Source organism: Pseudomonas sp. YQ_5, from assembly GCF_043103305.1.
GTDB lineage: Bacteria > Pseudomonadota > Gammaproteobacteria > Pseudomonadales > Pseudomonadaceae > Aquipseudomonas > Aquipseudomonas putida_Y.
The window spans coordinates 175771-187661 of the sequence record NZ_JBICJS010000044.1; the positions used below are offsets into that span (position 1 = coordinate 175771).

The 11891-nt window shown below is 61.8% G+C and carries 7 protein-coding genes and 2 pseudogenes; 5 read left to right on the forward strand and 4 right to left on the reverse strand.

Annotation, left to right across the window (positions count from 1 at the left end):
• Window positions 1-143 precede the first annotated feature (143 nt).
• Both ACF8EA_RS09005 and ACF8EA_RS09010 read left to right on the forward strand, forming a co-directional pair.
• Window positions 144-1637 (forward strand): sensor histidine kinase, encoded by a 1494-nt coding sequence (locus tag ACF8EA_RS09005; protein ID WP_392521653.1) that lies wholly within the window; start codon window positions 144-146, stop codon window positions 1635-1637.
• On the forward strand, window positions 1606-3033 hold the full coding sequence (locus ACF8EA_RS09010; protein ID WP_338444874.1) for a sigma-54 dependent transcriptional regulator: 1428 nt from the start codon (window positions 1606-1608) through the stop codon (window positions 3031-3033). Before ACF8EA_RS09005 ends, ACF8EA_RS09010 begins: the two co-directional genes overlap by 32 nt.
• Window positions 3034-3047: 14 nt before the next feature.
• Here the strand turns inward: ACF8EA_RS09010 and ACF8EA_RS09015 are convergent, their stop codons facing one another.
• From ACF8EA_RS09015 to ACF8EA_RS09025, 3 genes are all read right to left on the reverse strand, one after another.
• The gene (locus ACF8EA_RS09015; RefSeq protein ID WP_021782985.1) at window positions 3048-3350 is read right to left on the reverse strand and encodes a hypothetical protein; all 303 of its coding nucleotides are present in this window, start codon (window positions 3348-3350) and stop codon (window positions 3048-3050) included.
• An 86-nt stretch (window positions 3351-3436) separates the two neighbouring features.
• A complete protein-coding gene (locus ACF8EA_RS09020; protein WP_103462453.1) occupies window positions 3437-4789 on the reverse strand; it encodes a GntP family permease in 1353 nt (450 codons plus the stop codon).
• Between the two features lie 111 nt (window positions 4790-4900).
• Complete coding sequence (locus ACF8EA_RS09025) at window positions 4901-5440, reverse strand: gluconokinase (protein ID WP_021782987.1); 540 nt, start codon at window positions 5438-5440, stop codon at window positions 4901-4903.
• Between the two features lie 206 nt (window positions 5441-5646).
• On the opposite strand from ACF8EA_RS09025, the gene ACF8EA_RS09030 reads away from it, so the two are divergent.
• From ACF8EA_RS09030 to ACF8EA_RS09040, 3 genes and pseudogenes are all read left to right on the forward strand, one after another.
• On the forward strand, window positions 5647-6666 hold the full coding sequence (locus ACF8EA_RS09030) for a LacI family DNA-binding transcriptional regulator (protein WP_021782988.1): 1020 nt from the start codon (window positions 5647-5649) through the stop codon (window positions 6664-6666).
• A gap of 649 nt (window positions 6667-7315) precedes the next feature.
• A pseudogene (locus ACF8EA_RS09035) lies at window positions 7316-8098 on the forward strand (PAS domain-containing protein); the annotation flags it as partial.
• 117 nt (window positions 8099-8215) lie between these two features.
• Window positions 8216-8635, forward strand: a pseudogene (locus ACF8EA_RS09040) (methyl-accepting chemotaxis protein); the annotation flags it as partial.
• Here ACF8EA_RS09040 and ACF8EA_RS09045 read toward each other — a convergent pair.
• Window positions 8610-11882: a transporter substrate-binding domain-containing protein gene (locus ACF8EA_RS09045; protein WP_392521654.1), complete on the reverse strand. Its 3273-nt coding sequence runs from the start codon at window positions 11880-11882 to the stop codon at window positions 8610-8612. The pseudogene ACF8EA_RS09040 and the gene ACF8EA_RS09045 sit on opposite strands and share 26 nt — an antisense overlap.
• Between the last annotated feature and the right edge of the window lie 9 nt (window positions 11883-11891).

Here is an 11891-nt window from a genome sequence, read left to right on the forward strand (position 1 = left end):
CTGGCTGAGTTTTTGCAGCGTAATTTGTGAAGCGCAACACACGACAAAGGGCAGCTGCGACTGCCGGGTGGATTGCTAACCATTGGCTACTGCCATTGGCCTTGATGCAGTTCTGAACGTACGCCCTGCGCGGGAACTACGCGATGCAGATGCTGGAAAACGAAGCGCCCGAAAAGGCCAATGCGACCGCCAGCGGGCTGGCCGTACCCTTGCGTGAATTCAACCTGCTGCGCTGGTTTTCGGTGATCAGCCTGTTGATCATCACCACGGTGGCCGGTGGGCTGGGTTACTTCTCGACGCGCTTCGTGGTGCGCGACAGCGTGCAGCGCGATGCCATGCTCACCGCGCAGTTCATTCAGGCAATGGCCCAGGCCGAAGTGCGCCATTCGCAATTGCCGCCGGGCACCACCATGGGCGAGTTGCTGGACCCGCAGCTGGACCTGCAGCACCTGCAGTTCACCCCGGCGTTGGCCGAAGCGACCCGGGCCGAGTTCCTCGATCATGTCAAACACCTGCCGGATACCTTGCTGGCCAATGTCTACGCCCGCGACCGCACCATTGTCTGGTCCACCAACGTCGAGCTGATCGGTAAGCGGATAGGGGATGATGGTGATCTTGAGCGCGCGTTTCACTCGCGCAAGGCGGTGTCGGCCAGTTATCACAAGGCCGCCGAGGATCGCGAAGAGCAGAAGTTCCAGCGCGCACCGCGTTACCTGTTCATCGAGAATTACATCCCGCTGTTCGACAGCCAGGGTGAGCAGGTACTGGCCATGGTGGAAATCTACAAGGAGCCGCAGGATCTGATCCGGCGCATCCAGCGCGGCTATTTGCTGATCTGGGCCTCTACCCTGGTGGGCGGGGCGTTGATCTACTTCGGGCTGTTCTGGATCGTGCGCCGGGCGGCGCACATGCTGCGCCTGCAGCAAGAGCGGTTGGTGGCAAGCGAAACCTATGTGGCGCTGGGTGAAATGTCGTCGGCAGTGGCTCACAGCATGCGCAACCCGCTGGCCAATATCCTCTCCAGCGCCGAACTTGCCCAGGAGACCGCCAACCCTGCTGCGCAGAAGAACATCACTGACATCATCAGCCAGGTCGACCGCATGTCGCGCTGGGTGCGCGACCTGCTGGTGTCGTTGCGCCCGGCCAGTGATGAACCCGAGGCCGTGGACCTGGTGGCGGCCATCGAGGACACCCACCTGGCCTTCGCTCAGCAGATCGAACGCAACGGCGTGCGCTTCCATTTCGAAGGGCCTGACGTGCAGTGGGTGGTCAGCCAGCCGCTGCAGCTCACGCAGATTCTCAACAGCCTGTTCTCCAACGCCCTGGAGGCCATGCCCGCTGGCGGGATGCTCAATGCCCAGGTCAATGTGCAAGAAGGCCTGCGTGCCGAGTTCGTGCTGACCGACACCGGCAAAGGCATGAGTCAACAGCAGGAACGGATGGTGTTCAAACCGTTCTTCACGACCAAACAGGGTGGCCTCGGCGTAGGCCTGGCCCTGGTCAAGCGCATCATGGAACGTTTTGGCGGCTCGGTCAGCCTTCGCAGCCGCGAAGAGGAAGGAACCCGCGTCAGCCTTACATTCAATATTGCAGCGGGAGGGGAACATGGAGCACAGCATCCTGGTCGTCGAGGATGATGAAATCCTTGCCGACAACATTCGCACTTACCTTAGCCTCAAGGGCTACGAAGTCATCGTGTGCCACAGCGCAGAGCTGGCGCTGGAGCAGATCAAGCGGGCGCAGCCTGACGCGGTGCTGACCGACAACTCGTTGCCAGGCATGAGCGGGCACGACCTGTTGCGTACCCTGGTGGCCCAGGCGCCAGGCCTGAAAGTGATCATGATGACCGGCTACGGCAATGTAGAAGATGCCGTGCAGGCGATGAAGGAGGGCGCCTTTCATTACCTGACCAAGCCGGTGGTTTTGGCCGAGCTCAAACTGACCCTGGACAAGGCCCTGGCTACCGAGCGTATGGAACGCACGCTGTCGTTCTACCAGGAGCGCGAGGCGCAGAAGTCCGGGTTGCAGGCATTGATCGGCGAGTCGCCGGTGATGCTCACCCTCAAGCACACCCTGCGCCAAGTGCTCGATGCCGAGCGGCGCATGGCCAGTGACGACCTGCCACCGGTGCTGATCGAAGGCGAGACCGGTACCGGCAAGGAGCTGGTGGCTCGTGCCCTGCATTTTGATGGTTCGCGCAGTAAAGGGCCGTTCATCGAGTTCAATTGCGCTTCGATCCCTGCCAACCTGCTTGAGGCCGAACTGTTTGGCCACGAGAAGGGCGCGTTCACCGATGCCAAGGAGCGCCGGGTGGGACTGGTGGAGGCTGCCGATGGCGGCACCTTGTTCCTTGACGAGATCGGCGAAATGGACCTGGTGCTGCAGGCCAAGCTGCTCAAGTTGCTGGAAGACCGCAGCATCCGCCGGATTGGTGCTGTGAAGGAGCGCAAGGTCGATCTGCGGGTGATCAGCGCCACCAACTGTAACCTGGAACAAATGGTGCAGCAGGGCAAGTTCCGCCGTGACCTGTTCTTCCGCCTTCGCATTATCGCCTTGAAGGTGCCGCGCCTGTATTCGCGTGGCCAGGACATACTGCTACTGGCGCGGCATTTCCTTGCCCACCATAGCCGCCGTTATGGCAAGCCAAACCTGCGCTTTTCTGCCGAGGCTGAGAACCTGATGCTCGGTTATAGCTGGCCTGGCAATGTGCGCGAATTGCGCAACATGCTGGAGCAGACCGTGTTGCTGGCGCCGAACGAAGTCGTGCAGGCGCATCAGTTGAACCTGTGCATGACCTTGGTTGACGAGCCGTTGGCGCAGCAGCCGATGGCGGCCATGTTCGAAATGCCGCGGCACGAACCAGAACCGGGTACAAGCCTGCCTGACATGGAGCGTGACCTTGTCTGCAAGACCTTGGACCGCACCGACTGGAACGTGACCAAGTCAGCGCGGATGCTGGGGTTGTCGCGGGATATGCTGCGTTACCGGATCGAAAAACTGGGTCTGACCCGGCCCGACAAGCGTCAGTGGTAGTACAGGCAGGGTCGTCAACGGTTACCTGTGCCCGAGCTGCCTTCTCCTTGCCGGCCGGTACCTTCCGACCCACTGCCATCCATCCCCGGCAGATTGCGGTTGTCATTCTGCATGGCTGGCGGGCTTTGTGGTTCGTTGCCCTGTATGCGCGGGTCGGTATCCCGCGGCAAGGGCTTCTCGATCGGGTTGAGGGTGCTGTCCACGCCTGGCTGTGGCGCTGTATTGTGCGGATCGTCGGGGTAGGTCGGGCCTGTGCCGACAGCAAAAGCCAGCGGCGAGGCGAGCAGGGCAATCGACAGGATGATTGAGCGGGGCATGGCAGGCTCCTTTGCTATACGGGTAGGGCTCATACTTCCCTTTGGCCTTACCCGAAACGTGAAGGTGCCATTACCCCGATCAACGGTCACACCACCAGCGACAGCAACATGATGAAAATGATGCCGACGATAGACAGGATCGTCTCCATCATGCTCCAGGTCTTGAAGGTTTCTGCCACGGTCATGTTGAAGTACTGTTTCACCAGCCAGAAGCCGGCGTCGTTCACATGGGACAGGATCAGCGAGCCGGCACCGGTGGCCAGTACCAACAGCTCACGGTTCACCCCCGGCACCAGATCGATCACCGGCGCCACGATGCCCGCGCCGGTAATGGTGGCGACGGTGGCGGAGCCGGTCGCGATACGGATCACCGCCGCCACCAGCCAAGCCAGCATGATCGGCGAAATTTCCGCCTGCACGGCCATTTGCCCGATCACGCTACCCACACCGGTGTCCACCAGCATTTGCTTGAAGCCACCGCCAGCGCCGACGATCAGCACGATGGCTGCAGTCGGTGCCAGGCTCTGGTCGAGCATCTTCATGATCTGCTGGCGATTGAAGCCGCGAGCCGAGCCGAAGGTGTAGAAGGCCAGCAGCAGGGCGGCGAGCAGGGCGGTGATCGGGTGGCCGATCAGGTCCATCCACTGGCGCACGATGTGCTCGGCAGGCAGCACCACGTCGGCGAACGTTTTCAGCAGCATCAACGCGACTGGTAGCAGCACGGTGATCAGTGTGATGCTGAAGCTTGGCAGGTTGCCCTGGTCGGACTCCTTGGCGATCTGGTCCATCAGTTCCTGGGACGGGTTGCCCGGGATGTAGCGGGAGATGAAGTTACCGAACAGAGGGCCGGCAATGATCGCGGTGGGTAGTGCGACGAGCAGACCATAGAAGATGGTCTTGCCAATGTCAGCATGGAAAATGCCGATTGCCAGCAAGGGGCCCGGGTGTGGTGGCACCAGACCGTGCACCACCGACAGGCCGGCCAGCAGCGGAATGCCGATCTTCACCAGCGATACGCCGGAGCGCCGGGCGACGATGAATACCAGTGGAATCAGCAGCACAAAGCCGATTTCGAAGAACAGCGGGATGCCCACCAGGAAGGCGGCGAACATCATCGCCCAATGCACGTTCTTCTTGCCGAAGGCGCGGATGAGGGTTTGCGCGATCTGGTCGGCCCCCCCGGAGTCGGCCATCAGCTTGCCGAGCATGGTGCCCAGGGCGAGCACGATACCGACGAAGCCGAGTACGCCGCCAAAACCGTCCTGGAACGATTTCATGACCTTGGCCACCGGCATGCCGGAGGTCAGGCCCAGGAAGCCGGCCGCGAGGGTGAGGGCGACGAAGGGATGAACCTTGAAGTGGGTGATCAGCAGGATCAGTCCGACGATGGTAACCATCGCGTCGAGCAGCAGGAAAGTATCAGTAGCCAGTCCGAACATGGTTTGAAGGCCTCGGTCTTATCGTTGTTTTGGGCGTAGCTTTTTGGAGTCTTTGCCCGCTTTACGGGTCGGGGTAGCGCTGTCTTGGGTGAGACGGAAAAACCACCGAGGTCAGGCGGTTTGCGCCAGGCCCGGCTCACCGCAGCGCTTTAGCCAGCGGTCCACCGCTTCGGCCAGTGCTTCGATCGGTTGGGTGGCGTCCAGAGCAAGTGTCAGGGGCTCGCCACGTGGCGATTCCAGGGCAGCGAACTGGCTGTCGATGAGGCTGGCCGGCATGAAGTGTCCTGGGCGAGCCAGCACGCGTTTTTCAGCCTCGGCAGGCGACAGTTCGAGGAACACGAACACCAGCCCGGGCATGGCATCGCGCAGGGTATCGCGGTAGCGGCGCTTGAGTGCCGAGCAGGTCAGGATCGGGCGTTCCCCGGCTTGGGTGGTGGTTTGCAACTCTTCACCAAGGCGGACCAGCCAGCCGGCACGGTCACTGTCATCCAGCGGGATGCCAGCACTCATCTTGCGGATGTTTTCGGCAGGGTGGAAAGCGTCGCCTTCGATCAGGCGGCCGCCGCTTTTGGCAGCGATGGCGGCGCCGATGCAGCTTTTGCCGCAACCGGCCACGCCCATCACCACAATGGCGGACAGGGGAGAATTCATCAGTACCTCCTGCGGGTGAGATAGCGCTGTCTCGCCATTGACGAACAGACACCTCCCCGGTGTTATTGGTCTTGTCCTTACGCAGTATGGACGCCTGGTGGCAAGCGCGTGGTGGCTGCTACCAAAGATTACATTGCCTGCATCCTGAGACAGCGCTACCTTAGTGGCCGTTCCCTATCCTTGCAAGTAGTAAAATTACAACATTCATGTCCCGCACCGGCTCCCGTACTACAGGTCGTCCCACCCTGGCTGAAGTTGCCAGGCTTTCCGGGGTTTCCCCGATTACCGCTTCGCGCGCCTTGCGTGGGGTCAGCACGGTTGCGCCTGACCTGGTGGAAAAGGTCATCGCCGCGGCGGCGAGCCTCGGCTATGTGGCCAACCCGGCGGCCCGGGCGCTGGCCTCGGCACGCAGCCAGTCGGTGGTGGTGTTGATCCCGTCGTTGTCCAACCAACTGTTCATCGACACCCTGGAGGCCATTCACGAGGTCATGCGCCCGCGCGGGCTCGAGGTGCTGATCGGCAACTATCACTACGACCTTGCCGAAGAAGAGAACTTGATCCGCAATTACCTGGCCTATCAGCCCTGCGGCATTTTGTTGACCGGTTTCGAGCGTAGCGATGCTGCGCGGCAGATGCTGGCTGCCAGCGGCGTGCCGTGTGTGCACATGATGGAGCTCAATGGCGAGCCAGGGGCTTTGTCGGTCGGTTTCTCGCAGCATCAGGCCGGACGTGCTGCTGCACGGCACCTGATCGAACGCGGGCGCAAGCGTCTTGCATTCATTGCCGCGCAGCTGGACCCGAGGGTGATGCAGCGTGCCGAGGGTTTCCGTCAGGCGCTGGCAGAGGCCGGTTTGCAGGCCGCCGAGCTGGAAGTGTTGGCGCCGGAGCCATCGTCGATTGCCCTGGGCAGCGCGCTGTTCAGCCAGCTGATGCAGCAGGCGCCGGATGTCGACGGCATCTTCTTCTGTAACGACGACCTGGCCCAGGGCGCGGTACTGCAGGCCTTGCGTCAAGGGGTGGAGGTGCCACGTCAGGTGGCGATGGTCGGTTTCAACGATTTGCCGGCCTCGGCGCATATGGTGCCGCGGCTGACCTCGATTCGCACACCACGGGCTGCGGTGGGGCGGGGCGCAGCGCAAGCGCTGCTGGCGTTGCTGGATGGCAAGCGGGTGACGAACGCGCAGCAGGATCTGGGCTTTGAGCTGATGGTGCGCGAGAGCTCCTGAGAGCGACCGTCAAGGCGTCGGCGCGCCCTCAAGACAGGCGCTGTAGATTTAGATTCTCTGTTGGCGGTCAAGCTTTTCTTAGGTGTTCCATGCCCGTTTGTGTCAGGGCGGCAAGGCGCCTGCCTTGGTTTTTACGGTGATGCGTAGATCCAGCGCCGCCCGCGCGGCGCATCGCGAGCAAGCTCGCTCCTACATTTGTTTCGGGCCAATTATTCCTGGGGCAGACGCGCACGTCCCCTTGGCGCTCACCTCGATATCGTGGGGACAAACAGGGCGGTCGCGCGCGCAGGCACAGTTTGTGTCAGGGCGGCAAGGTGCCTGCCTTGGTTTTTACGGTGATGCGTAGATCCAGCGCCGCCCGCGCGGCGCATCGCGAGCAAGCTCGCTCCTTCATTTGTTTCGGGCCAATTATTCCTGGGGCAGACGCGCACGTCCCCTTGGCGCTCACCTCGATATCGCGGGGAACAAACAGGGCGGTCGCGCGCGCAGGCACAGGCGATACTGGCCCGAAACAGATGTAGGAGCGAGCTTGCTCGCGATGCGCCGCGCGGGCGGCGCTGGCTCTCTGAGGCGCCACAAATGCCACAAATGCCACGACTTGCCAACGGCGTTCTATGCTCAAGAAACCGCGCATAGGGAGCCCCGCGTCATGTTCGATTTCCATCGCAAGTCTGATTTGGCAGAAATCCAGCGCAGCCGCCAGGCGTTGGCCGATGCGCAAGCCAAACTGGCTGCTATCAGCCGTTCCATGGCGATGATCGAGTTCGCCCCTGACGGTACTATTCTCGACGCTAACGAGCGCTTCTGCCAGGCCATGGGCTACAGCGCCGAGGAGCTGCGAGGTAAGCACCACCGGCTGTTCTGTGAGCCGGACTATGCAAAAAGCGCCGAATACCAGCAACTGTGGCGCGAGTTGGGGCAGGGCAAGGCAATCAGCGGTACGTTCGAGCGCATCGACAAGGCGGGGCGCGAAGTCTGGCTGGAAGCCAGCTACATGCCAGTGCTGGACGAGCAACGGCAAGTCACCAGCGTAATCAAGGTGGCATCTGACATCACCCAGCGGGTGGTGCTGGAGCACGAGAGCGAAAGCCTGCTAAAGGCCATCAGCCGCTCCATGGCGGTGATCGAGTTCACCCCACAAGGCCGGGTGATCAAGGCCAACCAGAATTTTCTCGACACCATGGGCTACCGCCTCGATGAAGTGGTTGGCCGCCACCACGGGCTGTTCTGCCTGGCGCATGAACGCGAATCGGCCCAGTACCGCGAGTTCTGGGCTTCTCTGAACCGTGGCGAGTACCATTCACATCGCTTCGAACGCGTCAACAAGCAAGGCCAGACCGTCTTCCTGGAGGCCTCCTACAACCCGATCTTCGACAGCAAGGGCCGCCTGTGCAAAGTGGTCAAGTTTGCCAGCGACATCACCCAGCAGGTCTGCACCCAGCAAAGCGCCGCCCATGCCGCTCATGCCAGTTCGGTGCAGACCGATGCCTGCGCGCGCAAAGGTACCGAGGTGGTGCAACAGGCGGTGCAGGTAATCGAGCAGATTTCCCAGGAGCTTAACGACGCAGCGCGCAGCATCGATGCGGTGAACAAGCAGTCGGATGTGATCGGACAGATTGTGCTGACCATCCGTGGCATTGCCGACCAGACCAACCTGTTGGCCCTTAACGCAGCCATCGAGGCTGCGCGTGCCGGCGAGCACGGGCGCGGCTTTGCCGTGGTGGCCGATGAGGTGCGCAACCTGGCCGCGCGAACCAGCAAGGCCACCCTGGAAATTGTCGATGTGGTGCGGCAGAACCACGACCTGTCGCTATTGGCAGTGGCCAGCATGCAATCGAGCCTCAACCGCACCGGTCACGGCGTGGCGTTGGCCAATGAGGCGGGCACGGTGATCATGGAAATCCAGCAAGGCTCACGGCACGTCGTGGATGCCATCAGCCAGATCAGCTCGACGCTGCAATTGCACTGAGCGCCTCGCGCATCTCGTCAAGCAGTGCCTGCAGGCTGACTTGCAGTTGCGCGCGTTGTTCGGCGGTCGGCAGCCCTTGTGCGTGGGCGTGTTCGATAGCTTCACAGTCTTTGACCACGGTGCGCACCCTGATCATTTTGGCGCCACCCTTGATGCGGTGGGCCAAGATACGCACTGCGTCATCAGGGGCATCTGTTGCCAAGGCGCGCAGGGCGGCCAGGTCTTCACCGACACTGATCGACAATTGCTCCAGCAAATGCCGCGTCAACTGTTCGTCGTCCTGGGTCAGGTGGCGCAATTCGGCCAGGTCGAACCCACTATGGCAGGGGGCTGGCGACGGCTGCTGAGGGTGCACCTGGGGCAGATGGGTCTTGAGTGTGCGCAGGCCAATCGGCTTGAACAGGCATTCGTCCATGCCGCTGGCCAGGCAGCGAGTACGCTCCTCGGCCTGGGCGTTGGCGGTTACCCCAAGAATACGGCCTGCCGGCAGGCCGCGCTCGACCTCCAGGCTGCGAATGCGCCGGGTGAGTTCATGCCCGTCCATGACCGGCATGCTGCAATCGGTAATCACCAGGTCGAAACTCGCGTCCTGCCAGCGTGCGAGGGCGATTTCGCCATTTTCCGCCAGTGTCACGTGGTGCCCCAAGGTTTGCAGTTGCCGTTCCAGCAATAGAAGGTTGGCCGGGTAGTCGTCGACCACCAGGATATTGAGCGGGCCGCTGCTGCTTTCAGGCGCCGTGAGTTGCTCTTCCGCTTGTGCCGGTGCTGCGCAGACGGGTAACTGCAGGTTGACTTGCACCCGGGTGCCAACGCCCTCGACGCTCTGAAGGCTCAAGGAGCCGCCCATCAGTTCGGCCAGGGTACGGCTGATGACCAACCCCAAGCCAGCTCCTTGACGTGCCCTGGGGCCATCGACCTGAACGAAGGCATTGAACAGCCTGGCCTGGTCGGCGGGACTGATGCCGATGCCGGTGTCGCGCACATTCAGCTCGATTGCCAGATTGCCGTGGCCGGCAACTTTGGGTAGCAGCAGACATGCCTGCACTTCACCACGGTCGGTGAACTTGATGGCGTTGCTGATCAGGTTGGACAGAATTTGTTTGAGTCGCAGTGGGTCAGCCAGCACCCATACCGGTTCTGCCGGCAGCTCGCCCTGCAGATGCAACCCTTTGGCCCGGGCATTGCCTTCGAACACCCGCAGCGTGGCGCGCACCAGTTCGACCAGATTGGTAGGCACCGGCTGCAGGCTGATGTGCCCGGATTCGATACGAGAAATATCGAGAATATCGCCAATCAGCTCAAGCAGGCCAATGGCCGAATCATGGGCGGTCTGCAAGGTCTGGGAGTCGCTGCGGCCGCTGCGGCTATCTTCCAGGGCCAGTTCCAGCAGACCGATCACGGCATTCATCGGGGTACGGATTTCATGGCTCATGGTGGCCAGGAAGGTGCTTTTGGTCTGGCTGGCCTGTTCGGCGTCGTCCTTGGCCTGGCGTAACTGCTCCAGCAGCCCGCGGCTCAGCGCAAGCTGTGCCTGCAGCGCGTGCTGTGCCTCGGTTCGCTGATTGATCAGCTTGCGCAGGTAGCTGTTCCAGAACACCACCCCGGCCAGCAGCAGGGCCGACAGTACGAGCACCTGCAAGGCCAGGGTGCGGTAGTCGCGCCATGGGCTGTCGCTCACCAGTGTGCTGGTACGCCAGCGGTTGATCAGTTGGTCGAGTTCTTCAGGCGGAATGCTTAGCAGCGCCTTGTCGAGAATGGCCTGCAACTGGGGCTGGTCGGCCGCTACGGCAAAGGCGGCAATGGCCGGGGCATCGTCGAGCACGCCGGCGATGCGCAAACGTTCCTTGAACACATGGCTGATGTAATAGGTAGCATTGATATGGCTGCTCAGGGCCACGTCGGCAACACCGTTGGCCACGGCCTCCATCTGGGCGAGGGGGTTGTCAACTTCGACCAGCTCGGCCTGTGGGTATCGCTGTTGCAAAACGGCCTCCTGAGGGGAACCGCGCACCAAGGCGATGCGCTTGCCATCCAGGTTCTTGGCCTGTGCAGATGATTCGCCGTCGTCACGGGTGACGAGCACGCGCGGGCTGACCAGGTAGGGGCGGGTGTAGCGCAGTTGCTTCAAGCGGTCGGCGCCATAGCCCAGCGCGCCGATCATCTGTGCTTCGCCGTGGACCAGGCGGTCGATCATTACCTGCGATGAAGCACTTTCGACCGGTTTGAATTGCAGCCCCGTGCGCAATGAGATCTGCTTGAGCAGGTCCAGGGTGATACCGCTAGGGCGGTGCTGAGCATCATTGAACGTCAAAGGTGCCAGCGAGGTATTGACCAGTACGCTGATCGTGGGGTGGGCGGTGATCCAGGATTCTTCTTCTTCGCTCAAGGCAGTGAGGTGGCGCTGCAGCAGCAGGCTGGTGTTACCACTGCTCCAGCGGCGCAGAATGTTCAGACGTTCACTTTCGCTTATACGTGACAGCGCCTTGTCCACCAGCCGATGCAAGCGCGGGTTGTCGCTGGCGATGGCGAAGGCAAAAGCCTCTGGGGCCAGTTGGGAGAAATGGTCGATTTTCAACGCGCCCTGAAAACTTTTGCCGATCATGTAGTCGGTGCTGATGGCATCGCCCAGATAGGCGTCTGCCTCGCCCAGCACGACGGCGGCGAGCCCGGCCAGGGTCGAGCGGTACAGGCTCAGTTGCGCCTTGGGGTACTGGGCGCGAACGCTGGCGGCCGGCAGGTAGTGATCGACCATCGCCAGGCGCAGGCCGGCAAGGTTGGGCGTGCTTTTCAAGCTGCGCCCCTCGAGGGTGACGATCACTGGCAGGTCGTCGGCATAGGGGGTGCTCAGGCTAAGCTGGGCGTCCGCCGCTTCGAAAGCGTTGGAGCTACCCAGCAAGTCGATACGGCCATCACGCAGGGCAGTGATGGCCTCGTGACGGCTGTCAAAACGGCGTACTTCAATGGGTATGTCAAGCTGTTCGCCGATGATGCCGGCGTAGTCTGCGCTCAACCCCTCATAGTCATGCTGACTCACATTGATTTCGAACGGGGGGTAGTCGGGGCGCGCACTGCCCAGTACCAGGCGTTGGTGTTGTTTCAGCCAGTTGCGATCCTCGCCGGATAACGCCAGCGGGGCAGCGGCACTGATTGAGCGTGCCAGCAGATGGCGTGGCTCGCTGCTGGCCTGCAGCACCATGGAGTTGGCCAGACCTAGAGCCAGAAGGACGCTCGCCAGCAGCTGTTTCATGGCAGCCGA